Annotated in this window: 24 protein-coding genes; 9 read left to right on the top strand and 15 right to left on the bottom strand. The window is 57.9% G+C overall.

Annotation, left to right across the window (positions count from 1 at the left end; translation table 11 throughout):
- Positions 1-391 precede the first annotated feature (391 nt).
- The 4 genes from CSQ85_RS11455 (at position 392) to CSQ85_RS11440 (ending at position 4,856) form a co-directional block, all read left to right on the top strand.
- Positions 392-1,636 carry a tyrosine-type recombinase/integrase gene (locus CSQ85_RS11455; protein WP_055427638.1) on the top strand — a complete coding sequence of 415 codons (1,245 nt, stop codon included), beginning with the start codon at positions 392-394 and terminating at the stop codon, positions 1,634-1,636.
- Between the two features lie 92 nt (positions 1,637-1,728).
- Complete coding sequence (locus CSQ85_RS13455; protein WP_223846964.1) at positions 1,729-2,433, top strand: helix-turn-helix domain-containing protein; 705 nt, start codon at positions 1,729-1,731, stop codon at positions 2,431-2,433.
- Positions 2,430-3,167: a hypothetical protein gene (locus CSQ85_RS13450; RefSeq protein WP_223846963.1), complete on the top strand. Its 738-nt coding sequence runs from the start codon at positions 2,430-2,432 to the stop codon at positions 3,165-3,167. The genes CSQ85_RS13455 and CSQ85_RS13450 overlap by 4 nt, the downstream gene beginning before the upstream one ends.
- A 285-nt stretch (positions 3,168-3,452) precedes the next feature.
- Positions 3,453-4,856 (top strand): tyrosine-type recombinase/integrase, encoded by a 1,404-nt coding sequence (locus CSQ85_RS11440; protein WP_223846962.1) that lies wholly within the window; start codon positions 3,453-3,455, stop codon positions 4,854-4,856.
- Positions 4,857-5,162: 306 nt separating this feature from the next.
- Here CSQ85_RS11440 and CSQ85_RS11435 read toward each other — a convergent pair whose 3' ends face one another.
- The 8 genes from CSQ85_RS11435 to CSQ85_RS11400 form a co-directional block, all read right to left on the bottom strand.
- Entirely contained in the window at positions 5,163-6,395 is a 1,233-nt protein-coding gene (locus CSQ85_RS11435) for a sensor histidine kinase (RefSeq protein ID WP_190973026.1), read from the bottom strand.
- Positions 6,371-7,036, bottom strand: coding sequence for a response regulator transcription factor (locus tag CSQ85_RS11430; protein ID WP_055427639.1), 666 nt, complete (start codon positions 7,034-7,036; stop codon positions 6,371-6,373). The genes CSQ85_RS11435 and CSQ85_RS11430 overlap by 25 nt, the downstream gene beginning before the upstream one ends.
- A 182-nt stretch (positions 7,037-7,218) precedes the next feature.
- Positions 7,219-9,255: a beta-N-acetylhexosaminidase gene (locus tag CSQ85_RS11425; RefSeq protein ID WP_150381240.1), complete on the bottom strand. Its 2,037-nt coding sequence runs from the start codon at positions 9,253-9,255 to the stop codon at positions 7,219-7,221.
- A gap of 134 nt (positions 9,256-9,389) precedes the next feature.
- The gene (locus tag CSQ85_RS11420; protein ID WP_055427641.1) at positions 9,390-10,259 is read right to left on the bottom strand and encodes a carbohydrate ABC transporter permease; all 870 of its coding nucleotides are present in this window, start codon (positions 10,257-10,259) and stop codon (positions 9,390-9,392) included.
- Positions 10,259-11,194, bottom strand: a complete 936-nt coding sequence (locus CSQ85_RS11415; protein ID WP_044088999.1) for a carbohydrate ABC transporter permease — start codon at positions 11,192-11,194, stop codon at positions 10,259-10,261. The genes CSQ85_RS11420 and CSQ85_RS11415 overlap by 1 nt, the downstream gene beginning before the upstream one ends.
- 10 nt (positions 11,195-11,204) lie before the next feature.
- Positions 11,205-12,515 (bottom strand): sugar ABC transporter substrate-binding protein, encoded by a 1,311-nt coding sequence (locus CSQ85_RS11410; protein ID WP_055427642.1) that lies wholly within the window; start codon positions 12,513-12,515, stop codon positions 11,205-11,207.
- Positions 12,516-12,927: 412 nt separating this feature from the next.
- Complete coding sequence (locus CSQ85_RS11405) at positions 12,928-13,854, bottom strand: ROK family protein (RefSeq protein ID WP_055427665.1); 927 nt, start codon at positions 13,852-13,854, stop codon at positions 12,928-12,930.
- A gap of 134 nt (positions 13,855-13,988) precedes the next feature.
- A complete protein-coding gene (locus CSQ85_RS11400) occupies positions 13,989-15,107 on the bottom strand; it encodes an ROK family protein (RefSeq protein ID WP_107043692.1) in 1,119 nt (372 codons plus the stop codon).
- Positions 15,108-15,340: 233 nt separating this feature from the next.
- Here CSQ85_RS11400 and CSQ85_RS11395 point away from each other — a divergent pair, with 233 nt between their 5' ends.
- Positions 15,341-16,666, top strand: coding sequence for an ABC transporter substrate-binding protein (locus CSQ85_RS11395; RefSeq protein ID WP_150381237.1), 1,326 nt, complete (start codon positions 15,341-15,343; stop codon positions 16,664-16,666).
- A gap of 132 nt (positions 16,667-16,798) precedes the next feature.
- On the opposite strand, the gene CSQ85_RS11390 is transcribed toward CSQ85_RS11395, so the two are convergent.
- The 5 genes from CSQ85_RS11390 to CSQ85_RS11370 form a co-directional block, all read right to left on the bottom strand.
- Positions 16,799-18,085, bottom strand: a complete 1,287-nt coding sequence (locus tag CSQ85_RS11390; RefSeq protein ID WP_107043690.1) for an MFS transporter — start codon at positions 18,083-18,085, stop codon at positions 16,799-16,801.
- A complete protein-coding gene (locus CSQ85_RS11385) occupies positions 18,082-18,831 on the bottom strand; it encodes a class I SAM-dependent methyltransferase (RefSeq protein WP_107043689.1) in 750 nt (249 codons plus the stop codon). The genes CSQ85_RS11390 and CSQ85_RS11385 overlap by 4 nt, the downstream gene beginning before the upstream one ends.
- Positions 18,832-18,845: 14 nt before the next feature.
- Positions 18,846-19,355, bottom strand: a complete 510-nt coding sequence (locus CSQ85_RS11380; RefSeq protein WP_150384116.1) for a hypothetical protein — start codon at positions 19,353-19,355, stop codon at positions 18,846-18,848.
- Between the two features lie 137 nt (positions 19,356-19,492).
- Positions 19,493-20,014: a periplasmic substrate-binding domain-containing protein gene (locus CSQ85_RS11375; RefSeq protein ID WP_150384115.1), complete on the bottom strand. Its 522-nt coding sequence runs from the start codon at positions 20,012-20,014 to the stop codon at positions 19,493-19,495.
- Positions 20,011-20,955 carry a ThiF family adenylyltransferase gene (locus CSQ85_RS11370; protein ID WP_190972687.1) on the bottom strand — a complete coding sequence of 315 codons (945 nt, stop codon included), beginning with the start codon at positions 20,953-20,955 and terminating at the stop codon, positions 20,011-20,013. The genes CSQ85_RS11375 and CSQ85_RS11370 overlap by 4 nt, the downstream gene beginning before the upstream one ends.
- A 619-nt stretch (positions 20,956-21,574) precedes the next feature.
- On the opposite strand from CSQ85_RS11370, the gene CSQ85_RS11365 reads away from it, so the two are divergent.
- Positions 21,575-22,192: a DUF4192 family protein gene (locus CSQ85_RS11365; protein ID WP_107043687.1), complete on the top strand. Its 618-nt coding sequence runs from the start codon at positions 21,575-21,577 to the stop codon at positions 22,190-22,192.
- Positions 22,193-22,281: 89 nt separating this feature from the next.
- Entirely contained in the window at positions 22,282-23,841 is a 1,560-nt protein-coding gene (locus tag CSQ85_RS11360; RefSeq protein ID WP_107043686.1) for a ParB/RepB/Spo0J family partition protein, read from the top strand.
- Positions 23,842-23,956: 115 nt separating this feature from the next.
- Here the strand turns inward: CSQ85_RS11360 and CSQ85_RS11355 are convergent, their stop codons facing one another.
- On the bottom strand, positions 23,957-24,289 hold the full coding sequence (locus CSQ85_RS11355) for a hypothetical protein (RefSeq protein ID WP_043164796.1): 333 nt from the start codon (positions 24,287-24,289) through the stop codon (positions 23,957-23,959).
- A 28-nt stretch (positions 24,290-24,317) separates the two neighbouring features.
- The gene (locus tag CSQ85_RS11350) at positions 24,318-24,824 is read right to left on the bottom strand and encodes a hypothetical protein (RefSeq protein WP_107043685.1); all 507 of its coding nucleotides are present in this window, start codon (positions 24,822-24,824) and stop codon (positions 24,318-24,320) included.
- Positions 24,825-25,112: 288 nt separating this feature from the next.
- On the opposite strand from CSQ85_RS11350, the gene CSQ85_RS11345 reads away from it, so the two are divergent.
- Entirely contained in the window at positions 25,113-25,517 is a 405-nt protein-coding gene (locus tag CSQ85_RS11345; protein ID WP_107043684.1) for a MobC family plasmid mobilization relaxosome protein, read from the top strand.
- Positions 25,508-26,959 carry a relaxase/mobilization nuclease domain-containing protein gene (locus CSQ85_RS13540; protein ID WP_107043683.1) on the top strand — a complete coding sequence of 484 codons (1,452 nt, stop codon included), beginning with the start codon at positions 25,508-25,510 and terminating at the stop codon, positions 26,957-26,959. The genes CSQ85_RS11345 and CSQ85_RS13540 overlap by 10 nt, the downstream gene beginning before the upstream one ends.
- Positions 26,960-26,989 lie beyond the last annotated feature (30 nt).

Here is a 26,989-nt window from a genome sequence, read left to right as displayed (position 1 = left end):
AGACCGTACAGGCAGCGAACTGATCATCGTCGCAGAGCCGGGCGAAGACCAAAGTGCGCAAGAATCCGGGCACTACCCCTTCAAATGTATATTTACTTATTATCAATCTGAATCTTAAGTATAGCAACGATTCCCGCTTCCTTCCGGTAGACACGCAAGCAGTGTTGCTCCTTAGCGTCATCTTCATGCGGCTGATGGTCGAAACGACCTGTGACGAGTGATCGAATCATCCTAAACCTCAATGATTGCAAGGCCTAAGGTGTCGTAGGTGCATTTTTAGGTGCAATGGCTCGCCGAGAGCCCATTCGGCCACTTGGTGGCATTTTTGGTGGCATTTTCCGAGGCCGTTATGCGTGCCATCGATCCTGGATTCAGCACAAGGAGCATCATCATGTCCGCAAGGACGAAGAAGGACAGTATGGGGCCGTCGCCGGAGCGGCGGAGCAGGTTCGGCACCGTGACGCCGCGCTACGACGCCGCGGGCAATCTCATCGCCTGGCAGGTGCGCTACCCGGACCCGAAACGACCGGGCAAGAAGGTCCAGCGCCAGTTCAAGCCGGACATGGAGCACGAGGCGCACCAGTGGCTCGAAAAGGAGCGGCATCTGGTGGAACTGGACCGCAAGAACATCCAGGAATGGGTCCATCCGTCCGAACGCCGCCGCAGGAAGCGCGCGAGCCTTATCTCGTTCGAGGATTACGTGACCCGATGGGCGGAGGGATACCGGCTGCCGAACGGCGAGAGGATAGCCGGCGGCACGCGCCGGAACCTGTATCTCGACATCGCGCACTTCATGCCGGGCTTCAAAGGCAAGCTCCTGACCGAGATCACGCCGAAGGACATCAAACGCTGGTACGACGCACCGCACCCCGAGGGGCAATGGGCGTTCCGTCGCTCATGCATGCGCCTGAAGGCGGCGTTCGCCAGCGCCACGAAGATGAGCATGGACGGCTCCCCGCCGCTGATCCGCGACAACCCGTTCATCCTGCCCATACCGCCAGCGCCACGATCCGCCAGGGAAGACGTTCCGCCGGTCACGCCGCTGGAACTCAAGCTGATCGCGGAGAACATGCCCGACTACACGAGACTGGCGGTGATACTCGCCACGCTCGTCGGAGGCCTCCGTTGCGGCGAGCTGTGCGGCCTGCAGGTCAAGGACATCGATCTGAAGGCCAAACGCCTGACCGTGCGCCATTCCGTCAACAGGGGCTATGCGGATCGCGGTTCGACACGCATCGCCAGGACCAAGACCGACTCCAGCCGGCGCACCGTGCCCATCCCCGACGGTCTCGTTCCCCTGATTCACGACCATCTGCTCAGGCACTGCGAATGGACGGACCCGGAAGCCATGGTCTTCCGCCCCAGACGAGCCTCGGTGATGAGTCAGACCACCCTGGAGGCCCAGTTCCGCAAAGCCAGGGAGAAAGCCGGCCGACCCGACCTGACCTTCCAGTCCCTGAGGGCGAGTCACGCGACCCTGCTCATGCTCAAGGGCGGCACCTTGAGGGAGGTCATGGACGAACTCGGACACGTCAGCGAGAAGGTCGCCATCAAGCACTACCAGCGCATCGTCGCCCGACACCGCAACCAGATCGTCAACCAACTCGCCGAAGACTTCATCAAAGCAGCGCAATGACCACATATGGACGAATACGGATTGAGATGCCCTGCCGTCCGATGTATACAGAACTATTCCCAATATGGAATAGTTCTGTATACAATAGAGGTATGGCTATCAGAACGAATCGGACGCTGCTCACACGGCGGGAAGCCGCCCGCCGACTCGGAGTGAGCGAACGACGGGTCAGCGCGCTTCGCGCTGCCGGCCGGCTTGAATCGTTTCCCGTGGGAGACGGCTCGCTGGTCACGGAGGATTCCGTACGCCGCCAAGCACAGTGGCAGGGGGCGGACGGGCGCCCGTATTCACCGGACATGGCATTCGGGGCGCTATACATGCTCAGCGGTCTCGACGCGCCATGGCTGGGCCGACAACAGCGATACCGGCTCAAGGGATACCTGAGACGGATGGATGCGGAGAATCTGACCCGTCTCACGCGCAGGCGTGCGATGACGGTCGAATACTGGTGCAGGGATTCCAACCTCGCCAAGGTCGCAACCCTCATTCGTCCCTCCGCCGCCACCGGCACATTGGCGGACTCATTCCAGTTGACCACCACGGACATGGTGGAAGGATACGTCACCGCCAGCGCTCTGGATGACATCGTCCGACAATGCCGGTTGAAGCAAGGTGTGACACCCGTCCGGGTGCGACTCCACATCACCGACAATCTCCCCGCCGGCGAAGGATCAATGCCTCTCGGCGTATGCGCGACCGACCTGGCCGAATCCAACGACCCGAGAGAACGCCGCGCCGGCCTGAAAACCCTCCAACAGCTGATCGAAGACCACCACCGCAAGGAGCATCAGGAATGATCCCCACAATCCACATCCCCAGCACCGGCCATCCGTGGAGCACCGTGTACGCGGTCGCCGCGGCGAACATCCCGGAATCATGGCTGCTCACAGGCGGGCTCATGGTCCAGCTGCACGCCATCATGGGCGGATTGACCGCACGCCCCACCACCGACGCCGACCTACTCGCCGACCTCATGGCCGACCGACGCGGCATCGCCAGACTGCGCGGCATCCTCACTGCCCGCGGGTTCCAGACGCAGCCGGGCACGCTGACCGGATACACGACCCGCATGAGCGCGCCGAACGGCGACATCGTGGACCTGCTGGTCGCCGACCACCTGCCCAAATTCCTCGGCAACGACGCGACCATCGCCGGCACGCCGGTACTGTCCATGCCGGGCGGCGCGCAGGCTGTGGAACGCAGTATGCAGGTCCGGCTCATCGACGACCAAAGCGGGACCGAAGTCACAATCCGTATCCCGGACCTGCTCGGCGCATTGATACTTAAGAGTGCCGCCTATAGTGCCGATCACGCCGGCTACGGTGAACGCCACCTCTACGACGCCGCCCTGCTGGCATCCCTCATCCCGGACCCTGATGCCGAGCTCGCACGACTGCACAGCGGCACCGACCGCAAACGCATCAAACTCCTGCACGAGCAGCTCACCGAGGATTCACCTTACTGGGACAACCTCGACGAACCACACCGTCAGGACGGATTGGACGCCATCGAAACACTCGCCACATGGTGACGGGCACCTGTCAGCAAGTTGCATATACGGGGCATGCCATCCTGAATCACGTAGTTCGAAAAAACGTCCTGTTCCCTCGCGACAGAGCACGGCCAAATACTCGACATTCAAAGATGAAGTATTGAGCGTCTGCGTGCATATCGCTCTGACGCGATACTGACCTAATGCGCATGAGCGTGCTTCATTTGGCATCTGCCGTAAGACCTCAAGAATCGTCAGTCATCACAGTTCTTATTTTCTGCTTCTCTTTTCGTTTTATGCGGATAGAACTTATCGGCATAGACAATGAATGGCCTCAAAGAGGCCATTCGCGTGTGTATGTCATCTCAAGATGACATACACACGGCGAACTCCTCCTCTCCGGCATCATTTGACTTCAATCTCCCGAAAGGCGCACACACGGTGCGCCTTTTTGCTATCAAGGGGGATTTCATGCCCAGAAATAGGCGTCCCAAGAAAAACCAAACAACAAGGCCTCGAAGCGCATGGGGAACGGTCATACCACGTTTTGACGAAAACGGAGGAATCATTGCCTGGCAAGTTCGCTACCCGAACCCGCTTGCCCCGGGAAAACGAGTGCAACGGCAGTTCAAACCCTGGCAGGAACTAGAGGCCAGAACATGGCTCGAAGAAGAGAAACATCTGGTAGATCTGCACAATAAGGGCATAGCCGAATGGAAGCACCCGACTCAACGAAAAAAAGACAAGCTGAAGGAGTTCAGGGAACAGGAGCAGCGTCATATCCTGTTCCGCGATTATGTGGCGCAATGGGAATCAAACTACAAGCTCCCGAATGGCGGAGAGATAGCCGGAGGGACACGCAGGAACCTCAAATTAGACATCCGGCATTTCATCACGGATTTTGAGTCGCTCCGCCTCTCGGAAATCACACCCCTGAAAATCAAGGCATGGTATGACAAACCACATCCAGAAGGGCAATGGGCATTCCGTCGCTCCTGCATGCGCTTCAAGGCGATTCTCGAATCCGCGACAAAGCCCGGATTGGACGGGACGGAGCCATTGCTTCAATTCAATCCATTCATTTTCCCCATACCGCCAGCACCCCGGTCCTCCCGCATCGACGCGCCTCCGGTGACTCCTCGTGAACTGATGCTACTGGCAGAGGCCATGCCGGAATACACAAGACTGTCGGTCTTCCTCTCAACCTTGGTCGGAGGACTACGATGCGGCGAGCTCTGCGGCTTGCGTGTCATGGACATAGATCTAGATGGTCAGACGTTGCACGTCCGACGCTCCGTGAACCGTGGCCGTACGGATCGTGGAGAAATCCGATACAGCCGGACAAAAACGGAATCAAGCATAAGGAATGTGCATATACCTGACGCGCTCATGCCGATGATTCGCCAGCACCTTCACAATCACTGCGACATGGGACTGCCAGAATCTCCGGTATTCGTCCCACGAAGAGCGAAGATAATGTCCCAAACTACGCTGGAGGAACAATTCGCTAAGGCACGCGTAAAAGCCAGCCGTCCTGATTTGACGTTCCAAGGGCTACGGGCGAGCCATGCGACATTGTTGATGTTGCGGGGAGGCACACTCCGCGAAGTCATGAACGAGCTGGGACATACAAGCGAGAAAGTTGCCATACGTTATTACCAACTCACCGTCGCCGAACATCAGAGCAGGATAGTAGATCGTCTTGCACAGGATTTCATGGACGCATAGCGCCATATCAAAGGAAGAATGACACAAGCTGGTGCTGGTGTCTTCTCAGTTACCAACACCAGCTCAATGACATGACGGTGTGCATGGCATAAACAATTACCTCATGATGTTGTCATACGAAAGATGACAAGCCTCGCCAATAACAAGATGATGCGATTGCATCTATGCGATACTTCGGGCACAGAAAGGATGACCATGAAAGTAATTACCTCGGCGTTGCTGATCGTATCATTAACAGCAATCGGAATAATGCCGGAAGGCAATGCCGACGTTATCTCATTGGAAGCATATGACGTTACTACCTATTCAGTTCGAATGCTTCCGGCCTGTCCTCATTCCATAAATTGGATCTGTCACATCGTGGGATAAGCTCAGCGGAATTTGTGCATGAAATTGCCATGTGCCGTCTTCTGAGGAAGTTCTAGTTGTTCCACCCAGCAATTGTATGCGTTTTTCATGCAGCTTTAAACCATTTTCCGATACGGGTTTATCAGGGAACAAGCTATCCGCTGAAACTTCATTGACCTGGTCAATAGATATTATTAAATCTTTACAACTTATAGAGATATAATAATCGCTATTGGGTTTCGCATGGGCGGCAGTGTTCGTATATAGCTCTTGCAATAGAGACTCTACTTCATCAAAGTAATCGTTGCTGATTTTTTCTGAAAACTCGGAAGGTATATAGGTTTTCCCAGAAAATCCCAGCATTGATAAAAATTTATCGCCTTGCTCGGCAATAGATTGAAGGCGTCTGATATACGGCATATCTACATTATTTAGCAATGCAACATCATTGCCGTTCATTACATTAATGGCAATTCGTATTTCTTCCAATGTTTTAACAATCGTTGATCGAAGATTTGAAATCTCTTCTTCGCTGAAGTTGCAATCATGTTTTGCTGATTTGTTATCCAGCATTATTGCCATGTATGTTAGATTTCCGCTAACCGAATCATGTATCTTACTGACGGCAATATTTTCCTTTCTAACCATTGAAAGATGCTGCTGAATCTTTTCTGCTTTAAGCTTATCCTTCTCTACTTGATCCGCCAGATTTCTCCAAGATATCGCTCTTCCGATGAAAAATGCCAAAAACATAATGAACAAAAGCATGACATATTCATCGAACGGAGTCTTTGTTAGATTGAATCTCCACATGCGAATGGCAGAAACTGTCAACGGATAGATTGCTCCATATGGTGGCTTGACATATAGTCCAATATAAGCAAGCGCCAACCAAGTTCCCCACAGAAAACTTGGTCCGCTAGTATCTGGTATAAAACAGCCGAAAACAAATGCACCCAACAGCAGATTGCTGCCTAATAGCGGATGAACGGCCATTAGCGCGATCATCGATATATGAATGATTACCAATAGCCAAGTTATTATTTCCCGTGGTGGATAAGTCCATGTTTCCGTTATCGTGATAACAATACTGACGACCGGAAGTAAGTGTTGAACATATTTGGTGTTATTGAGAATGAAAGCATTGTGCGCTTTATTGCTGCTTTTTACTCGTCTTTCTTTTCGAGCCATTTAATTACCGCCTGCGTTCTGTTCTTGGCGCCTATCTTCTCAACTACGCGCTTGATGTATGTCTTTACGGTTGGTTCTCCTATGCCAAGCTTCACTCCGATTTCCTTTGATGTATATCCTAACGCGCATAGATTCATGACCTCTTCCTCTCTTCTGGTGAGGTTCTTATACCGGCGTTTGGGGCTGTCCTCTATGGATAGTCTCGCGTAGGCTTCCTGCGCGGTTTCCGATGACTCGTATTTCACATGAGGTGATTGTCCGTTGGCCAATAGGCACACGGCTTGACAGACATCACGCACCTGCGCCTTGTCCATCAAACACGCTGCCCCGTTCTCCAGAGCCTGTACGTAGTATCTCTCTAGGGAGAAAGCGGTTATGCCGATCAGCACGATTTGCGGTGTTTTGGAGCGGATGGCCCGGCATACCTCATAGCCGGTCATGTCTTCCAAGGACATGTCCACCAGCAGTACGTCGGGCTGCGTTTTCTTATCCAGGCATTTGTCGATAGCCGTTTTGCCCTTCGCCGCCGTCCAATGTATTTCAGCGAATGGCAGAAGCTGCTTGATCATTAGCTTCATCATGCCAAGTGTGAGTTTGTCGTTATCGACAATGGCGATTCTGATTCGTTTCCCTAGGTACATTGCTCAATCATCCGTAATACGGTTAGATGTGGGTGTTGCGCTGGAAGCGTTCTGGTTCCGATTGATGGTGTTGGTGGTCTTGAACCATGTCTGGACAGCACCATCAATGAATTGCTGGTGCTGGTCGTTCCCGGAATCGGGCGGCTACGGCATGGGGACTCCTCTCATGGGGCAGATGCTGCTCATAGTACGCTCTGCACTCGGCTCGCCGAGCGCAGATGATCAGCAACCCGGAAAACGACTTCCTGCAGTCTTTGCAGTTCGGAGTCGCGGCTGGTCATACTCCATTGCGCCGCATACGCCTCCATCCAGATCTCCAATGCTGCGGCAAGATTCGCCGCGTCGTCATGCTGAATCGCCTCGCATGATTGCAAAGTGCCAGTGACCCCCGCCTCGGACGCGAGTCGGAGGCCAACTCGGTTCAGCGTTCGTTGCCCCTCGATGGCTACGCGGAATGCAGCGGCGTTTCCTGCGATTCGCGGTCCTGCGGTCGCGGTGATCGCGGAGATTCGACGAGCGCTGGTCTGCAGAAGGTGATCTGCGGTTTCACCGAGCGCGATGTGGTGCTTCAGATAGCGGAGCAGTATCCGTCGGGATTCTGCAAGTGACGGTGTCCGGCTTTCGTTCTGGAGGGTGCGGATCACATCGTCTGGTCGTTCGTTTTCCGGGAGCAGTCCCTGGATGGTTTGCAGAACCCCAGTGTTGACGCCGTCCTGTCCGTCATCAAGTTCCAGCCAAGTGACCAGGTGGTTCCATTGGAAGCAGGCCGCATGGCTTGCGCGAGCAAGGATATCAAGCAGTTCTCCGCTGGCGTCGTGGTATTCGAGTCGGGAGATGCGGCGGAGCATGTCGGCCTCGTCCGGGACGCGTCCCGGATTCCAGGCTTCCTGTGCGCCGATGATCATGCCGGGGATGGCCATGCGCGGGTCGTTGACGTGGCCGAGGTCGCCCCAGTCGGTGACGAGCATGCCCTGCGCTTGGTATTGCGCGCCGTAGCGGGCCATGCGGGTGATGTTGTTCCAGGCGTCGTCGATGCGCGGCAGGAGCGCGTTCCAGCACCATACGGCCGGGCACACGATCTGCGTGGCGCCGGATTCGGCGACGGTCCTGATTTTCTCGTCGGTGACTTGCGGGTCGTACTGCCAGTTGAGCAGGATGACTTCTTCGGGGAGCTGTTCCAGGATTTCGGGGTGTTCGAGGGCGATGTCGCCCCACATCATCGGTTGTTTGCCTTGGGTTTCGAGGTGGCGGCACAGGCGGGTGACGTAGTCGGCGTACATGGCGGCGACGCCGATCCGCTCGGCGAGGGGCTTGGAGTGGCCCTTGCCGAGGTCGAAGGTCTCGTCGGCGCAGATGTTGAACTTGTCGGAGCGGAACAGCTGCAGGTAGTCGTCGATGAGTTTCGTGGACAGGGCGAAGGCGCGTTCGTCGCTGATGTTCAATGTGTGGTGGCGCATGCGGTCGATGAACCCGAACGGTTCGTCGGCGGACTCGGGGAACTCGCCGAGGTCGCGCAGGGACTGCGTGCGCAGGGCCATGTAGAGATGCCCGAACGTGGAGACCGACGGGACCAGTTCTAGCCCACGTTCGGCGCAGTAGTCGTCGAATTCGAGGATGTCCTTCGGGGTGAGCGGGCTGCTGCCGCGCCAGGTCTCGCTCATCCCGTCGAACGCGAAGGTGTGTTCGACGTAGAGCTGGAGCTGGTTGTACCTGTAGAGGCAGAGTTTGTCAGCCCAGGTCTTGAGCCAGTCGAGGGTGGGGACGCGCCCGCGGGTCACGTCGAGATAGTAGCCGCGCGTTTCGAAGGCGGGCTGGTCCTCGATGTGCAGGCAGGGCAGGGCGGCGCCGCATTGGCGGATGAGCTGGCGCAGGGTCTGCACGCCGTTGCGCACGCCCTCGAAATCCGCGCCTACGACGGTCACGCCATCCGAGGTGATGTCGAGCGTATACGAGCCGGACGGGTGTGCATGGGGATTGTCAAGTATGGTCAGGGTGATGAATCCCGGCCAGCGGTCGCCCGTCGCGATGTCCCATTCCAATCCGGTGGCTGCGCGGATGTCGTCGATGAGTTGTGCGGCGAGTATGTACCGATCGTCACCGGCCGCGCGCGCTTCGTTGATTCGTCCGCACATTGGCAGCAATGCGATGCCTGCTTTATGCTGCATGGTTTGCGGCGTGGGGACGATGGTCCATCCTTGCAGGGGTGTTTGGCCGTTCATGGGAAGTTCCTTTCTTAGTATGTCGCCAAGGATTGTTGTGAGGTTCGTTTGGCCCTGAGATGGCAGTGCGGCGTCGAGGCCATTTCGCGGACATGGTCCCGACACCGCACATGCTGCCGATCGATTCAGTTGGGTTATTTGACGGCTCCCGTGGTGACGCCCTTCATGATGTTGCGTTGGATGATCATGAAGAAGATCACGACAGGCAGGGAGAAGATGACGGATGCGGCCATCTGCCCGCCGAAGTCGGTGCCCATGGTGGGCGTGGAGAACGAGGAGAGCCACACGGGCAGCGTATACTTCGCCTGATCCTTCATGAACGTGTAAGCGGTCATGTAGTCGTTCCAGGCGTTGATGAACGCGAACACGGACGTGGACACGATGCCGGGTGCGGCCAAGGGGAAGGTGATCTTCCACAGGATCTGCCAGTCGTTGGCCCCCTCGACGGCAGCGGACTCGAAGATGTCCTTCGGGATGTTCAGGAAGAAGCCGCGCATGTTCCAGATCGCGAACGGCAGGACCATGGCGATGTACGCGAGGATCAGGCCGCTGTACTTGTTGAGCAGGCCGAACTGGTTGAAGATGATGAACTGCGGGATGATGCCGCCCGAGGTCATCTGGATGGCCAGCACGAACACCATGATTGCCTTGCGACCGCGGAACCGGTAGAGAGTCAGGGCCGCGCACGCGAAGAACGCGAGGACGATCGACAGGACGATCGACACGGCGGTCACGATCACGCTGTTCTTCAGGTTCGTCAGGAACGAGGTCTGGGTGACGGCCACCATGAAGTTGTCGATTGACAGCTTCGCGGGCCAGAACACGGGCGTGGCGGTCATGATCTGGTTGCGCGGCTTGATCGACGTGACGAACATCCAGTAGACCGGGAAGATCCACACGATGCAGAACACGACGGCCAACACGATCGTGCCGATGCGGCGTAGCCGCGAGGAAAGGCTGCGCTTGGCGCGCGGCGCGGCAGAGGTTATGGTTGCGGTGGTCATCACAGGTCCTCCCCGGATTTGAGCAGGTATCGGATGTACACGCTCGTCAGGGCGAGCAGGATGAGCGTGACAAGCACGCTCGCGGCAGCGCCGGTGCCGATGTCGAACGACACGAACGCCTTCTTGTAGGTGAAGATGCCGATCGTCGCGGTCGTCTCGCGGGGGCCTCCCTGGGAGACGAGCCAGATCTGGTTGAACACGTTGAAGTCCCAGATTACCGACAGCATCGTGATAACCATCAGGCTCGGCTTGATCAGCGGCACGGTGATCTGCCAGTAGCACCGCAGCTTCGAGCAGCCGTCCAGTTGGGCCGCCTCAAGGCAGGACTTGTCCACCTGCGTGGTCGCCGCGTACAGGTTGATCGCGATGTACGGGACGGCTTGCCAGACGACCAGCAGCCAGATCTCCAGGAACGCGAGCCACGTGTTGTCGGTCCACGACAGGTTCGTCACGTCCCCGAACAAATGGGTCTGGGTCAGCAGCCAGTTGACCACGCCGTACCCCGGCTGGAACAGCCACTTCCACACCACCGACGAGGCCACGTTCGGCATGGCCCACGCGAAGATCAGCACGAACGTGACCAGCCAGCGCATCACCGGCCCCAATTTGGTCATCAGCTGGGCCACGCCCATGCCGATCAGCACGCTGCCGGCCACGAGGGCGGCCGCGAACCCGAACGTGCGGGCCAGCGATTTGTAGAACTCCGGGTCGGTCAGCACGTTCTCGTACTGGTCGAACCCGACGATGTTGAACGAGCCCGTGAACAGGGTCTTCTGGTTGAAGTCCGTGAACGACGTGAAGACCAAGAAGATCAACGGCACCACGACCAGCGCGATGATGATCACGCCGGCGGGCGTCAGCAGCCACAGGGGCGTCAGATTGCGACGCCGCTTCACCACGGGGACGGCGGCGGCCGTCGATTGCGCGTTGCTCATCATGATTTCCCTACTTCTTCGCGTACAGGGAGTCCGCATGCTCGTCGAACGACTTGGCCGCGGCCTTGGCCGTGGTGGCGCCGGTGGCGATGTCGCCGAAGCAGTTCAGGGAGCTGTCGTTCTCGATGGTCAGCCATTGCGGTGACGCCGGTGTGGCCTTGGTGTTCTTCGCCGACTCGAAGAAGCCGGTCAGGTAGGACGGGAAGTCCGCGGACTTCATGACCTCGTCGAGGCCTTCGACGTAGTTGGGCATCCACCCGTCCTTGGCGAACACGTAGTCCTTCTGGATCTCGGGGCTCGCGGCGATCTTGATCCACTTGAGCGCCAACTCCTGACGCTTGCTCTTCTGGGCGACGCCCCACACCGAGCCGGCCATCATCGCCGGCTGGAGCTTGCCGCTGGCGCCGGGCATGGGGAACGATCCCAGATTGTCGGTCGTGAGGTCGGGGTTGTACTGCTGGATGGTGCGGATGCCGGCGCTGTTGTTCAGGATCGCGCCGGTCTTGCCTTCGGCCAGCAGCTGGCTGAAGTCGGGGTTGCCGGTGTCCAGCGAACGGGACGCCTCGGAGGACCACTTGTGCTGGAATTCCAGCCATTGGTCGATGCCCTTGAGCGATTTGTCGCTCGACAGCGTGCTCTTCCAGGTTCCGTCCGACTGCTGTTCGGCGAAGTCGCCGCCGGCGTCCCAGATCCACCGTGCCGCCGACTTCCAATCGCGTCCGGGCATGTAGAACGGGGAGAAGTCCTTGTCGGTGTTCGCGTCCCGGAGCTTCTGCAGGTCGGCTTCAAGCTCCTTGTACGTGCTTGGCGGATTGTCGATTCCGGCCTCGGACCACATCTTCTTGTTGTAGATCACGGCGCCGGCGGCCCCCAGCGCGGGGATGCCGTACAGTCTGCCGTCAATGGTGGCGGGCTCCTCAAGGCCGGACAGCCAGGTGTGCCCCTGCCTCATATCGTCGGCCTTGTCCGTCAGATCCAGCAGGCCGCCGCTCACGGCGAACCCGGCGACCTGCGTGTTGCCCAGATCGATAACGTCCGGCGGCGTGTCCGTGGACAGCGCGGTCGTCACCTTCGTATTGATGTCGGCCCACACCTGGGTCTGCACATCGACCTTGACGCCTGTTTCCTTGGTGAACCGTTCGTTGATCGCCTTGATGGTGTCCTCGCTCTGGTCTCCCTGCATGATCCACACCGTCAGCTTGCCGCCCGCGGACGCATCCTGCTGCGATCCTCCGGACGGGGCTCCCATCGAGCATCCCGACAGGGTGAGCGCCGCTGCGGCCGCCAAGGCGATGGCCGCGGAAATCCTCTTCGTTCTCATGGTGGTTTCCTTTTTCCTGGAATGCCTGCCCGGCGCCGCCGTTCGGAGGAATGGCGCGACGTGCCGCTGCGCACGACGGTCCCGGGGCCGTATCCGTCCGCGCTGCCATGCGTGGACGATGCTGTTTCGGACGCCGTCGCCGGCGCCCGAAACAGCGCCTAGGAACGTGATGTCACATCGTTCCTCGACATGACGTCACGGCAGGAATGACATGACTTTTGTTAGCCATCCTTGCTTAATTCCTTTAGCTGGTTTCAACCTCCTTGATAGCCAAGGATATGACGTCTTTATCTTTTTTGCAAGTCAGTCGAACAAAATAAGGGGCACGCTACGGCCTTGCTTGGCGAAACCGGACGAAACGCGTGGCATTCGGCCCGACGCGCCGAAGGGGGCGTTGCGTCGGGAGGTGCGGTCAGCAGGCGATGAGGGATGCACCGAGTGCGCCGATCGGAATCGACGGGTCGGCGAGTCTCAGACGTTCCGTCAGGCGCAGACCTGCGATGAAACCGCTGGAGGATTCCCTCCTGCGCAGTTCCCCGCGCAATGCGTCAAGCAACGGGGAGCCGACGCGCGAAACGCCGCCCCCGATGACGATGACCGAAGGGTCCTCACCCTGGGCGACGATCTGCACGACGTCAGCGAGGGCATGCAGCAGGATGCCGAGAACCCGCCCGGCTTCGGCATCGCCTTCGGCGGCCTTCGCGAGGATGTCGGGCAGCGGAGGATCCGCCATGGGCCACATGCGTCGCAGGGCTCCTCCCGAGCATGCGGTCTCCAGACATCCGCGTTGGCCGCATTTGCATGCCACGAGGTTGGGATCCACCGGAAGGTGGCCGATCTCCCCGAGGGCACCCGTGTCGCCGCGTTCGACGAGACCGGCGCGGACGAATCCGGCCGCCAATCCCGTCCCCAGATTGACGAACGCCATCCTTCCCCAACGGAGCCGTTCGGGAAGCGTCCCATAGGCTCCCAGCGCGGCGGCGTTCACGTCGTTGTCCACCCACACGGGCAGACCAAGCATGCCGGACGCGCGGCCCCCGAGCTCCAGTTTCTCGATTCCGAGATTGACCACGTTCTCCACCTGCCCGGTGTCTCGGTGGACCAACCCCGGGATGCCGATGCCCACCGATCTCACCTCGTCGAACCTCATGCCGGCCACCTGCCGCACGATGGCGGCCACGTCCTCCACGACCTCATTGCCGCCTTTTCGGGCCGTCCTGCGTCCGGACGCGAGGATGGCGCCGGCCGCGTCGGTCAGCACCGCCTCGATCTTCGTTCCCCCGACATCCACTCCGACGCGCAGGTTCTCCGTTCCCGTCGCGCCACCGGCGTTCATCATCATGGCAATCTCCGTTCCCGTTGGACGGACTTCTCTTTCGTCCGCCGATCATTATGTTCGGAATCCTTACATATTGGATTCGGGAAGCGATGATACACCACGCCATGCGCGCCCTGCGGCGGCGGCCGCATCCATCAGGACGAGACGGCTGCCGCGGACAGTCCGCGCCTGCCCACGATCTCGCGCAGAACCGAGACCGCCTGCCCCCGCAGGGTGGCGTCGTCGCCAAGCTCGCACCGACGCACTCGCATGTTGCTCTGGTAGTCGTTCCGCGACAAGGAGTTGACGGTTTCGCCGCATGCGCCGAGCAGCGTCTCGCCGACGATGTCGGGAGGCCCGTAGACGGCGATGTCGTGAAGGTTCAGCAGACTCGCCGGCATGGCCAGCGCGCCGCCGAGCCTTGCGCCGGCCTCGGCCAGGATGTCCGCGCGCCGCTCGGGATTCCGGCGGATGCGGTCGCGCAACGCGATGGCCGATACATAGGTCTCCAGACAGCCGCGCTTGCCGCAGGTGCACGCAGGGCCGGCGGGATCGATCACGACATGGCCGATTTCGCCGGCCGCATGGTCGTCGCCCTCCACGAACTCGTCGTTCAGCAGCACCGACGCGCCAATGCCCCGGGTGATCTGCACGAGCAGGCAGTTGGGATTGCCGTGCCCGAGGAAGCGGTCGGCGAGCAGGGCCGCGTTCGCGTCGTTGTCCACTCGGACCGGCAACGAGAACTCGCCTTCGAGCATGTCGCGAAGCTCCACGTCGTCCCAGCCGAGATTGGAACTGGAGATCACCCTCCCTGCGCCGGAGACCACGCCGGGAACGGCCACGCCGATGCCGACGAGCCCCGAACCGGCAAGCCGGATCATCTGGCCCACAAGCGAGAGCACATCGTCGAGATCGACCCGGTCGCCATCATCGAGCACGCGTTCGCGGCGCTCCACGATCCTGGCCCGCAGGTCCATCACGGCGCCGGTCATCACATACGGGCGGGACAGATCGACGCATACCAGACGAAGCATGTCCGCGTCGATGGCCAGCAGGGTGCCCGGCTTGCCCCGGCCGTCGCGCCTGCCCGACCCCAGTTCCCGCAGCAGGCCGTCGTCAATCATCTCGCCGGTCACGTCCGTAGCGGTGGCGCGGGAAAGCCCCGTCTCCTTGCACAGGTCGGCGCGCGACAGCTGCCGGTCGGGAAACAGCAGTCGGAACAGCAGTCTGCGGTTGTTGGCCCTTGCATCGCTGGGATTGGATTTAGCGTACATGGGAGCCTCCTCGGGTGGGACGATTGCGGAAAATGCGGAATCACATTATCGGGACGGACATCCCGGCGTCATCCTCGAACGGCTTTCAGGATAACACCCATCAGGGGACTGACAATATGAAAACCCCGGCACTTTGACAAGTTTCCCATCTTTGTACATAATCATGTTCGACATCCAAACAAAATAGTTGCGACATACGGCCAAAGATGGTCGAGCACGGAAAGAAAATCAACATGAACAACATCACACGCGCAGCCATCGCCACGGCCGCCATCGGAGCGCTGCTCATCCCTCTCGCGGGATGCGGCAACACGACCACGAGCTCGGGCAAGACCGAACTGACGGTATGGTCGTGGGACGCCAGCATCGATCGCGCCGCCAAAAACTTCATGAAGGCCAACCCCGACATCACGGTGAAGGTGAGCAACGTCGGCAGCACCGAGGAGACCTACACAGCGCTCAACAACGCGGCCCAGGCCGGCAACGGCCTGCCCGACGTCACCCTGATCGAATACCTCGCCATCCCGCAGTTCGTGCACTCGGACACGCTCATGGACCTGAGCAAGATCTACGACACCGTTAAGCTCAAGGACACGTTCACCCCCGGCACATGGAACTCCGTGAACATCAACGGCGGCCTGTACGCGATGCCTGCCGACTCGGGCCCCATGGCCTACTTCTACGACAAGGACGTGTTCGACAAGGCCGGCATCAGCGAACCACCGGCCACCTGGGACGAGTTCTACGAAGACGCGAAGAAGATCCGCGCCACCGGCTCTTACATCACCTCCGACTCCGGCGACGCCGGCCTGTTCAACGCAATGATGTGGGCCATGGGCGGCCACGCCTACAAACTCAACGACGACAAACTGACTATCAATATCACCAAGGACAAAGGCGCCCAGCGGTTCATGAACCTCTGGCAGAAGATGCGCGACGAAGACCTCATCGACGTCCACACGAAGACCTGGACCGACGACTGGATGAAGTCCCTAGGCGACAGCTCCATCGCCAGCCTCATCAGCGGCGCATGGATGGCCAACAACCTCCTGCAGGGCGTGCCCCAAGCCACCGGCAAATTCCGCGTAGCCCTCCTGCCCACCATCGACGGAACGCCCATCAACGGCGAATATGGCGGCAGCGGACTGGCCATCACCAAGAAGATCCCCGACGGCAAACTCGACGCCGCCAAGAAGTTCGTCGAATACGTCACCACCAACGACGAAGGCATCGACGCCCGCGTATCCAACGGCAGCTTCCCCGCCACCACCAAGACCCTCGACCAGAAGGACTTCCTCGCCAAGACCACGCTCAGGAACGCCGACGGCAGCGACAACGAGTTCTTCGGCGGCCAGCGGTACAACGAAGTCTTCTCCCAGGCCGCCAAGGACGTCACCGGCAAGTGGGAGTTCCTGCCCTTCGAGCCCTACGCCCGCTCCATCTACAACGACAATGTGGGATCATTCTTCTCCGGCAAGACCGATCTGAAGACGGCCGCCGCCAAGTGGCAGAAAGCGTTGCGAAATTACGCTATAGATCAAGGTTTCACTGTCCAATAGCCTAAAAATAATAGGAATGCTTTTTCGATAGAATATTCTTTTAGCATGCCAAACAATGACGGCTTTTCGGATATTAACTTCCGAGAAGCCGTCAGCAACTAAAGGATTAAAGGGTATATATCTGAAGAGATATTACCATTCCTTTGGTTTTTTGAAAGATAAAATTCCATCTTTGCCTAATGTCCATAAGGCAGAGGAGCCTAATCCAAGTACACAGATATATAATGCGATTTTCTCTCCAATGGCGCCGGCGCACAATCCACCAGCAAGAGCTCCGATTGGTTCGGCAACGAGTGCAATCATGCGTTCCGCAGAACTGACCTGACCAAGCATTCCCTCCGGCGCTACAATCTGCTTGATTGATTCACCAAGAATTACACTGACAGTTATAGCAAAACTCCAAAGGAATTGGGAGATACATACTGTAATCAGGACAATAGATGAATGGCCTGCAAAGATTGATGACAGAGGAACTAGGACAGCGGCCAGTGAGGGAACAATCAGCGAGTAGATATAAAGTGGGCCAGGCGTAATTTTTTTGATTATCGTGCCGGTTACAGCTGCGCTTACAATTCCCGCAATTCCACTAAATGTTGCAGCAAGTCCCACCTCAGTAGCATTCATGTTCAGGTTCCTGACAACGAAAACATAATAGACAGTGAAGAACGCTGATGTGAAAAAATTGAATTGCCCTGCGGAAAATGCAATTGATTTGATTATTCCGTTTGAAATAACATATTTGAAACCAGCCAGATAGTCATTGCCAATTTCATCAGCATCTTCCGCATCGTGCTCCTGTTGATCGTATTGTGCATATTCCTGCTTGTTTTGATGAATATTAACAAAAACAAGAAGAGAGCTGGTTAGATAGGATGCGAAATCAAACAACAGAGAAAAAGCTGAGCCTACCGTATTAAATAACCATCCGCCGATACTGGGGCCAATTCCTTCTCCGACCGCATTTGCTCCTTCGATCAGCGAGTTGGCATGCGGAATTCGTTCTCGGGGAACTAGCGCGACAGTATATCCGGTTCTTGATATATCGAATCCGAGCGAGGCGACACCTATGACAAGCATAAGAAAGACCAATGCTGGGAATGATATGATATTTAAATAAAGAACAACGAAAAGCGCACCAGTTGCCATAGCGCCTATGAGATTGGACAAAAGCATTGTCTTGTCGGGGCCTATTTTGTCGCACCATTTGCCAATTTGAATACCGAAAATAGCGGCCGCAAGAGATTCCGCTGCCGTCAGTATGCCGACTTCAAAAGATGAACAGTTTAATGTAATAACGGCGATTAGAGGTATAACAACTGCCGTGGCATTGCTTCCCGTTACAGATATTATCTGTCCGACAAGCACCCGCGAAAAGGATTTTGATATAAATGTATCTTCGATTTTAGCGACCATGTTCATAGCAGATCCTTATACTTTTCAACTTTCCAAATATCCTCGGCCGGCCATTTAGCAGCCCATTCCAGTCTGGGGCTTTCCCGGTAATACTGGTGGTCGGAGTTTTTCGCAGTTAGTTCGATAAGCTTCTTTACGCGAAAGCCCGTTTCCTCGAACGCATCGATCCATGCAGAGTGGCTTAGCGAGACAACAAGCGGGCTATTATCACTTCTTTCGAGACGTACCTTCTTGAAAGGGTACAAAATCGATGTTTGCAATTCTCCTGTGGCCCTTGAATAGCAAAGTTGAGATAGTTCCGAATAAGTGCATATTATCAGTGGCGCCCCGATTTTCAATGTTCGATTTATCTCACGTAGTGCTGGTGTAGGGAGAGAAAAATCGAAAGCACCATGATTGCAATATGCCGCATCAAAGGAATTACTACAAAAAGGCATCCTTTCCGCCGGTGAGCATATATAGTGACAATTAATATGTTTGACCGCAGAGTCAATCATACTTTTGGAAAGATCGATGCCATAGCAATTCATGCCGCGATTCGCCCATCCAATCATGTTATTCCCAATTCCGCAGCCTATATCAAGTATTTTCGAGTGCTGGCAAAGGTGCGACAACAGGTTCAACTCTGATTCACTCCGATACCATATTCCCCATGAGGGGAAAAGATTTTCATTGTTAAATTCTGGATGTGCATCAATGTATGTTTGAGCATTTGAATCCCAGTATTTTCTATTTTCATCTATGTAACGCATTGAATATCGCCTTTCTAATAAAAGAGATCATCATCCCATCCAATCCAACCACTGTGCGGTATTGATACATGTGAAAGACGGGTGATTTTTAAGCCTCGCATTTTTCCGATTCGCAGTATCCCTTCTTTATTAACACGTGCGAGATTCAGGTGTGTACTTGATGCCGTTTCAAGAGAAGCGTCGTCAGATGTATTCATATGATCGCAATAATTATTAAAGATTAGATTCATACTTTCAGCACTTGCCCAAGGGTCCGCTTCAATCAAGAACTGGAGTACATTATCTGACCTAATTGATCCCATTAGATAATCGTCATACGAAATTTTCTGGCAGTGAATTCTAATACCATAATCATTAAGCATTTGACTTGCTAACCATGTACACACCTCTTGGTTTGGCGGATAATCAGGATATGTAAGCCATAATTCATCATCACATCCATCCTTATGTGGAGGGTTGTGATATGACATGGATTCCAATTGATTATGAGTCAAATCTTCTAGCGCGTCATACCTTAGACCCATTAGTTCATTCTTAAGCGATGAATACTTGGGAGGGATCTTTATAGCAATATTCAAATTAGTGTTAATAATCCGATTTTTTCCATTTTCGCAAAGCTTTTTCCAAGTCTGACTTGGTATCCCTATGCCAGTTATGGAATCTAAATTTCCCTTACTGTAAGATCGTAACGCTGCGTTAAAATCTTACAGTATTGAAATGTTATTTTTGAGCCACTTGAGCCTTGTGCAGTCATTGAATTGCTGCCGTAATTGACATTCTGTTTCTCTGGGATAATGCCTAATAATGGATGGGCAAGATATGACTGCATATCATTTATTTGCATCGATGTATGCAGGATCAGCGATCTCTTGCCATCCACCTTGACTCTTTGGAGAACCTTCAGAAGGGATGACATACCCGTCTTTGCTGTTGCCAGTTGCATCCATGAATGGAGTATAGTCCCGGCGTCAACGTTAGCTGAATTCATCATCTCAGCATTCAGTGACACTTTCCATGTATCATTACCCAATTTTTCCGTCGTCTCCGCCAATCCCGGCAGGTATCCATCCTCAGATTCGCGAAATAACGGCAAAACCATTGATCTTGATACATATATTCCTGTCCAATCATTACTTTCATTGAGTATCTTTCGAGGTAATACGTCTATCGAAATATTCTTCATTCTTTTGCAGCCACCAATGTATATCGTTCAAAATTCATGTTGAACGTTGTCGCATGATTATCCAATCCCGCCACATATTCCAGCATTTCCTGAGCCATAAGTGCTCCTATCACCGTATTTGTTGGACCAAATGAATAAAGCGTACCGTGTTGCCTGTCGTAAAGGTCCTCCTTATATACTTGTTTAGAACATATAATCGGTCCGTAAAATCCTTTTCGAATTCCAACTCCACCCGAGATGCAAGGAATCTTTTTGCTAAGTAATGCTTTCTGACATATATCCGTTATTGTCCCGGTGGGATGATCCATGCATATCGCCGCCAAGTCAAACGACGATTCGTTGCCGATAATATCTTCAACATCCTCTACACTTCGAATAGTTTTCTGAAGGTTGTTGATTTCTAAATCATCGCCATAATATTCTCTGGCGTATCGCTCGGCCGCCATCACTTTGGGGGTTCCGACATCATTCTTACGATATATGAACTGGCGATTTAAATTTGACAATTCTACGGAATCGCTATCTACTATGGTAATTCTTTTAACGCCTGCCGCCAGTAGGTGTTGGAAGATTACCGAGCCGGTTCCTCCCATGCCGAGTATAAGGATCTTAGACGAGGTTACCTTCCGATCGGCTTTGTATGGGTCTAAGCCCTTTGCTGCCCAATATCCTAACGTCCGATTTTCGCGGTCCAGACTTCTGTTTTTCATTCTGTATAAGAAATGATGATCGTTAATTATCGAGATAAGTTCCGTGATCCGTTTATTGTCTTGTGAAAGTGAATTATATTTTTGGTCGTCAATACCGGCAACTAGTTCACTAATCACTTTGTAATCATTTTCAGTGACATTTCTTATAAGTAGGGACCGAACCTCATTGGTCAGTTTTAATCCTTCTTCGGTAAAGGAAATCTCGGTATCCGGCCTGATCGCTGTATACATTTTTACCCTCATTTTAAGGGGGATATCACTTTACTTGAGTGACATCCCCCATCAATTCTGTACCTGTTGATTAGCAGCGATGGACCATTACAACCTGCGCATCATCAATCAGAATATCTTCAATGGTGAATTCATCAGTGTTCTTATCCATAATCATCCTCCTTTCCTTCATTAGGGACAGTGATGTTTTACAGCGTTATGTCAAAGTTGACGATTTACTGGACTCAAGTGTCATCTATAGATGACATCCGCTCCACTTGCGGAGAGAATGCTCCAGGCGGGGCTGTTCGACATACTCTCCGCAATCGGCGCGGGGACGCGGCCCCGGGCCATGCGCTGCGCGCATGACCGTGTTGTCTGGCCGCTCGCACGCTCGCGGCGGTGGGCCGCGCGGAATCTGACGAGGGGGTTGCGGCCACCACCAGCATGCCATGCGCTCCGTCTGCGTTCCCTGCGCCGTGTCCCGCGCCGCTCCCGTGCCTGCGCTGCGACGGCGAACCAGCATGCCGTCTTCGCTATGGCCCGGATCGTCGCGGTCCACGCCTCCGGTCTCTCCGCCTACGCGCATGGCAGGCGGGTGGTGTCCGAAATGGAAACCACACGGAAAGGACCGATGGATATGAACGACATGGTGGACACTCGCACGGCGGGAACCGGACTGGCGAAGCGCGTACGCGACGGGTTCCTTCAGGGCCGGCGTGAACTTGGCCCGGCACAAGCGGCCGACAAGTGGTTCGCGCCCCTGATGGACAGGTGGAACGGCCTGCTGTCGCGCGACGAGGGCGGTTTCTCCCATGAGGAGCGCGTCACGCTGGCGGTGCTGATGACCGAGTGCCTGAGCATGCGGGACGCGCTGATACTCGCATCGCTGCGCGAAATGGGCGGCGGCGAACTGCACATGCTGTACGCCCAGCCGCATTCGATGGAATCGGCGGCCGTGGTCATGCGCGAACTGTCACGGGCGTTCAAGGACGCCGACTACCAGCCGGACACGCGACGCGGGGAACGCGCGACGGCGTTGCTGGAATCGGTGACGGCCGACGCGCCGGACGGATACGAGGCGCAGCCGATGGCGTCGTGCGCGTACCTGCTGTGGATGGCCGACCGTTCGACCGCCGCCGCGGTGCGCGCGCTCAAGGCCTTGGCCTTGGATGACGACTGTTCGCTGGCGTCCCTCGTGCTCGCGGCCAGCGAACACGGCATCCGCCCCGCATGGACGGAACGCCGCCGCCACTGAGCGTCGGCCGCGGATTCAATCCGGTCGGGGCTTCCGACGCCGGAAGCCCCGACCAATCCCAATCATCCGATTTTTTCAAGGAGACAATCATGGAAACCGCAATCATCGAACGTCCCGTAATGACCGACGAGAGCATGGACGAATCGAACATCGTCATGCTGGACGTGGGTCTCATCGACCCGAACCCCGCGAACCCGCGCCGTGACGTGGGCGACGTGTCGGAACTCGCGGATTCGATACGCGCGCAGGGCATCCGGCAGAACTTGCTCGTCACTCCCACGCCGCGGGGACGCTACCTGCTCGTCATCGGGCATCGTCGCCTCGCCGCCGCCAAACTCGCCGGATTGAGCCGGGTGCCCGCCGTGGTGGCCGATTTGTCGGAACGGGAGCAACGCGAGCTCATGCTCGTGGAGAACAGCCAGCGCGCCGACCTGACCGTCATCGAGGAGGCCGACGGCTATCAGGGGCTTCTCGATTTGGGCGTGGGCGTGGACGAGGCGGCGCAACGTACCGGCCGTTCCGTGTCATTGGTGCGCCGACGCCTGAAGATAGCCGCCATCGGCGAGAACGCGCGAAGCAAGGCCGGAACCGCCCAGCTGAGCATCGACGACTGGGAGACCATAGCCGACTTCGACCGGTATCCAGACCTTCAGGAACGGCTCGCCGAGGCGGCGGGCGGCAAGAACTGGAACATGGCCGTCAAGCACGCCCGGCAGGAGCGGACATGGCGCGAATGGCTCGACACGGCGCGAGCCGAATTGGAACGCATGGGCATCGACGCGGCCGACGAACAGCCGAACACGGACAACTGGTATGACTCGCCGAAGGGATTGCGACGCACCACGATGCTGACCATGGGCGACATCGCCAAGGCCATCGACGCATGGCGCGACTCCCATGACGGTGCCACGCCCGTCGTGGGGGTGCGGGCCGAAGGCGCGTCATGGGCGCGCGGCATCGTCCTGTACGAGACCGTGGACGAGGAGGCGGAGACCGCGGCCCGCGAGGCGCGGGAGGCGCGTTGGCGAGAGGAACGGGAACGCGAGGAACGCGAGGCGGCACCGGCCAAGGAGTTCGCGCGGGCAAGCCGTGATTTGCGCATCGCGTTCGTGACGCATCTCATGGAACTGAAATCCCAGCCGAAAGGCATCGGCAGGGCCGTCGCCCTGCTGTCCGCGAGATTCGCGCTCGATGCGCTCACCGAGGGATTCGACCAATGGGACAGTCACGCCGAAGACGTCTGGGAGCAAATCACCGGCATCGACACGACGGGCGACGACACCGATGCCGAGGAGCCGGAGGACGAGGCCGAAGACCCGTTACGCGCGTCCGTCACCGCGATGATTGCCGGCGACCCGCAACGGGCCGCGTTCGGACTGCTCTACGCGTTGGCCGAGGAACGCGTCAGCTGGGAAACGTGGCGCGGCGCGGCGACCATCGCGGAACACGCCGCGCCGCTGTACGAGGCTTTGGAAACGCTCGGCTACCGCACCTCGGACATGGAGGCCGAAGCCCTCAACGGCTCCCTCGTGCCAATCGATGACGACGACAATGGCGGGGATGCCGGCATAGGGCAGGACGGCGAACCGGACGACGACGGGACGTCGCAGACCGACGACGCGTCCGGCGAACCGGAAGACGCCGAATAGGCGACGGACTGGGCGGAACCGGAATAAGGGTTCCGCCCAGTCCGGGCGCGGACGGCGAAACGTGACGGCGCATGCGCGCCCGCACCTGCCGGAGCCAAGCGGCGGCGGGTGACGCTCAGCCGTGGCGGGCGGAGCGTCGTCGGAGCCGCGCGTCGCACCAATCCATGAGCATGCTCGCAAGCACGGCCGTGAGGAAAGCGGCGACGATTAACGTGAAAGAGCCGTCCAATGCCGGAGCGTCCGAGCCGGCGAGGAAATGCATGAGCAGGAACGCCAGCATGAGCAATCCCGACAGCATGGCGAACGCCGTGAACACGGAATTCGCGAGGAACACCACGAGCCGCAACGGGTGCGCGAGCAGGGCAAGGCACGAGGCCACGCCCCGCATCAGCGTGCGTATCACGCCCGTCGCCAGCGACAGGCCAAGCATCACCAGCAGCATCGGCATCGCCGTCACCTCCCGTATGTCGCCAATGTCATCCAGCGTAGCCGCCAGGACGCGGGAAACCGAATCGCAACCCCTCCGGGTCCAATCCAATCGAACCGGACGTGTCAGCATCCATGGCATCAGCCGCATTCTCCGTTGCGGCGTTGTCCTCCGTCAGGGCAGTCTCCGGCGCATCGGCGGCGGATGCCGGTCGGCCGCCGGATTCGACGGCCGAATCCTCGCCATCATGGATTTCACTGTGACCGTCGGCGGGATTGGCCTGCCCGTAGTCGGGAGTGACGGCATGGAACGCCATGCCCGTCTCCCTCGGCTCCATTCTGAGCGTGCGCACAAGCTGGGCGCGCGGCATGTGATGGTCGTCGCAGAACGACTGTGCGGCGTCGCGGAATCGTTCCGCGGCCCAGCGCATGTCGTCCAGCAGGATGCCCAAACGCGACAGTTCGCCGCGTTTGCGCCGAAGCGCCTCCAACTCGGCATCCAATGCGTTGTCTGCGATGGCGCGCATCGCCCGGTTGCGTTCCCTCGGCTTCGCCATGACGGTCTCCTCACGGTGATTGTTCTTCGTTGCCCCGCATCGTAGAACGACGCCGGCCATGATGCCGGCGGACACGAAACGGAACCGGCGCCGGCATGCGAAACGTGACATGGAGTCCGCCGCGCATGGCGTGGCGCGAAGGTGAAACTGACCGGTGCGCAACCATCCCCTCCCCGGAGGGGCGGTTGGTGTGCAGCAAGCATCGCCGGTGTACGTACACCGGCGCGGCCCCGCGAGGCTCGGGGCCGATCGCGGGACACCCGTGGAACCCGATACGAGGAGGCAGCGATGGGCTGGAAAGGCAACCGTTCCAGGACGATCCGCAAGGCGGTCACGTTCAGCGAGGAGGAATGGCGGTGGGTGGCGGACTCGCTCAAAGTGGAGAACCGTCAGCGCATCCAGGCCGGGCTCAGGCCCGTGGGATGGATGGCGTTCGCCCGCAACCGGATCAGATGCGCCCACCGCGTCAACATCACCGTGCCCGCGAACCTGCATGACGTGAGCGCCCAACTAGCGAGGATCGGCAACAACGTCAACCAGATCGCCCGTCACGCGAACACCACGCGGGAGACGGACCTGGCCATGCTCTCGCGCGTGTTCGACGAGCTGCGCCAGGCGGAACGGCTGGTCGCGGGCCTGAGCGTCCGGGTGGAGACCGACGTTGACCCCGAAGGGGTGCCCGAATGGCTGTAGTCAAGATCGGCAAGATCAAAAGCACGCTCGCCCGCAGCATCGCCTACGTGACGAACCCGGTCAAGACCGACGGCTACCGGTGGGCCTCGACCACCGTCGGCGATGACATCACGGACGTCGAGTCCATCGCCCGCGGCTTCGAACGTGCGTTGGACGCCACGAAAGGCGGATCACGCCGGCAGGGGGCCGTGTTGGCGCTGCACGTGATCCAATCGTTCGATCCCACCGACCAGGTCACGCCCCGATTGGCGCATCTGATCGGGGAACGGTTCGTCCGGGAGATCACCGGAGGCACGCACGACTACGTGATCGCCACCCACACCGACAGGTCCCACATGCACAACCACATCCTCATCTGCCCGGCAGACCGGATCACGGGCAAGGCCCTGCGTCTGCGGAAAGGGACCTTGGGCGAATGGCGGAGGATCAGCGACCGGCTGTGCCGCGAATACGGGCTGCACACCCTCATGCCGGAACAGTCCGGGCGCGTGGCCCCGTCGATTGGGGAACTCCACCTGAGCGCCAGAGGCGGCAACTTCAAGGACCGGCTGCGCACCAGCATCGACACGGCCTGCATGAACGCCCATGACTTCGCGGGATTCCGCCGCGAACTCGCGACGCTCGGCGTCAACGCGACCGTTCGCGGCGGACGCATCACCTACACGCCATGCGGGCAGACCCGCGGAATCCGAGACCGGAGACTGGGCGTGGCATACAACATGCTCGCCGTCATGGGCAAGATCCACCGGCGCACGCTCAGCGAGATCACCTTCCACGAGGCCATGATCACCCGTCGGACGGACACGGCGGTGACCGTGCGGGTGCCCGGCACGCACGGACGCCTGCACCTGGCCATACCGTGCGACCGGCTCGTGCGCGACGGAAGGATCTGGCACGCCTACCTGTCCGACGACGTCAGACAGGTGCTCATCGACGGGAACGGCGGCTATGTGCGGTCAACGGACTGCGAGGGCCTGTACGCATGGTTCGCACGGCCCGCGCTGCGGCTTGAGGACTACTGCCGGCAACGGTTCGGCGGCCGGGACATGACCGGCGTGAACGGGCGCGCGCTGCGTCAGGCGATCGCCTGCGACCGGCTCGCCGACAGCCTACGCGAGCTCAAGGTGCTCGCCCAGGTCATTGATGAGGGCGACGGCCGATTGGCGACGCTCGGCCGACTCACCGACTCCGTCGAACGCAACGCGAAGCACATGCGCGCCCTGATTGCGCTCATCGCCGACAACCACGATCAGGGAGCCGACGTCACGGGACTGGAGGCCCAGCTCGCCATCGAGGAGCAGGAGACCCGCAGCCTGGCCTCCGACGCCATTGCCCTGCGCCGGCTCATCGCCCGCACCACGCCAACCTCCGAACGCTCCGACGGCGCACGGCGCGCGCAACGCCGCGATGACGGGCATCGTGTCCGCCGCAGGAACCGGTGAGCCGGCGGAAGCTGGAACGCAACGAACCAC

The sequence above is a fragment of the Bifidobacterium rousetti genome, assembly GCF_008698235.1.
GTDB lineage: Bacteria > Actinomycetota > Actinomycetes > Actinomycetales > Bifidobacteriaceae > Bifidobacterium > Bifidobacterium rousetti.
This window is presented reverse-complemented; position numbering and strand designations above follow the sequence as displayed.

What these genes read in the sequence shown, in the direction of transcription:
- CSQ85_RS11455 (WP_055427638.1), top strand. Translation starts at nt 392, where the DNA reads ATGTCCGCAAGGACGAAGAAGGACAGTATGGGGCCGTCGCCGGAGCGG.
- CSQ85_RS13455 (WP_223846964.1), top strand. Translation starts at nt 1,729, where the DNA reads ATGGCTATCAGAACGAATCGGACGCTGCTCACACGGCGGGAAGCCGCC.
- CSQ85_RS13450 (WP_223846963.1), top strand. Translation starts at nt 2,430, where the DNA reads ATGATCCCCACAATCCACATCCCCAGCACCGGCCATCCGTGGAGCACC.
- CSQ85_RS11440 (WP_223846962.1), top strand. Translation starts at nt 3,453, where the DNA reads ATGAATGGCCTCAAAGAGGCCATTCGCGTGTGTATGTCATCTCAAGAT.
- CSQ85_RS11435 (WP_190973026.1), bottom strand. Translation starts at nt 6,395, where the DNA reads ATGGCTCGAAAAGAAAGACGAGTAAAAAGCAGCAATAAAGCGCACAAT.
- CSQ85_RS11430 (WP_055427639.1), bottom strand. Translation starts at nt 7,036, where the DNA reads ATGTACCTAGGGAAACGAATCAGAATCGCCATTGTCGATAACGACAAA.
- CSQ85_RS11425 (WP_150381240.1), bottom strand. Translation starts at nt 9,255, where the DNA reads ATGAACGGCCAAACACCCCTGCAAGGATGGACCATCGTCCCCACGCCG.
- CSQ85_RS11420 (WP_055427641.1), bottom strand. Translation starts at nt 10,259, where the DNA reads ATGACCACCGCAACCATAACCTCTGCCGCGCCGCGCGCCAAGCGCAGC.
- CSQ85_RS11415 (WP_044088999.1), bottom strand. Translation starts at nt 11,194, where the DNA reads ATGAGCAACGCGCAATCGACGGCCGCCGCCGTCCCCGTGGTGAAGCGG.
- CSQ85_RS11410 (WP_055427642.1), bottom strand. Translation starts at nt 12,515, where the DNA reads ATGAGAACGAAGAGGATTTCCGCGGCCATCGCCTTGGCGGCCGCAGCG.
- CSQ85_RS11405 (WP_055427665.1), bottom strand. Translation starts at nt 13,854, where the DNA reads ATGATGAACGCCGGTGGCGCGACGGGAACGGAGAACCTGCGCGTCGGA.
- CSQ85_RS11400 (WP_107043692.1), bottom strand. Translation starts at nt 15,107, where the DNA reads ATGTACGCTAAATCCAATCCCAGCGATGCAAGGGCCAACAACCGCAGA.
- CSQ85_RS11395 (WP_150381237.1), top strand. Translation starts at nt 15,341, where the DNA reads ATGAACAACATCACACGCGCAGCCATCGCCACGGCCGCCATCGGAGCG.
- CSQ85_RS11390 (WP_107043690.1), bottom strand. Translation starts at nt 18,085, where the DNA reads ATGAACATGGTCGCTAAAATCGAAGATACATTTATATCAAAATCCTTT.
- CSQ85_RS11385 (WP_107043689.1), bottom strand. Translation starts at nt 18,831, where the DNA reads ATGCGTTACATAGATGAAAATAGAAAATACTGGGATTCAAATGCTCAA.
- CSQ85_RS11380 (WP_150384116.1), bottom strand. Translation starts at nt 19,355, where the DNA reads ATGGGTCTAAGGTATGACGCGCTAGAAGATTTGACTCATAATCAATTG.
- CSQ85_RS11375 (WP_150384115.1), bottom strand. Translation starts at nt 20,014, where the DNA reads ATGAAGAATATTTCGATAGACGTATTACCTCGAAAGATACTCAATGAA.
- CSQ85_RS11370 (WP_190972687.1), bottom strand. Translation starts at nt 20,955, where the DNA reads ATGTATACAGCGATCAGGCCGGATACCGAGATTTCCTTTACCGAAGAA.
- CSQ85_RS11365 (WP_107043687.1), top strand. Translation starts at nt 21,575, where the DNA reads ATGAACGACATGGTGGACACTCGCACGGCGGGAACCGGACTGGCGAAG.
- CSQ85_RS11360 (WP_107043686.1), top strand. Translation starts at nt 22,282, where the DNA reads ATGGAAACCGCAATCATCGAACGTCCCGTAATGACCGACGAGAGCATG.
- CSQ85_RS11355 (WP_043164796.1), bottom strand. Translation starts at nt 24,289, where the DNA reads ATGCCGATGCTGCTGGTGATGCTTGGCCTGTCGCTGGCGACGGGCGTG.
- CSQ85_RS11350 (WP_107043685.1), bottom strand. Translation starts at nt 24,824, where the DNA reads ATGGCGAAGCCGAGGGAACGCAACCGGGCGATGCGCGCCATCGCAGAC.
- CSQ85_RS11345 (WP_107043684.1), top strand. Translation starts at nt 25,113, where the DNA reads ATGGGCTGGAAAGGCAACCGTTCCAGGACGATCCGCAAGGCGGTCACG.
- CSQ85_RS13540 (WP_107043683.1), top strand. Translation starts at nt 25,508, where the DNA reads ATGGCTGTAGTCAAGATCGGCAAGATCAAAAGCACGCTCGCCCGCAGC.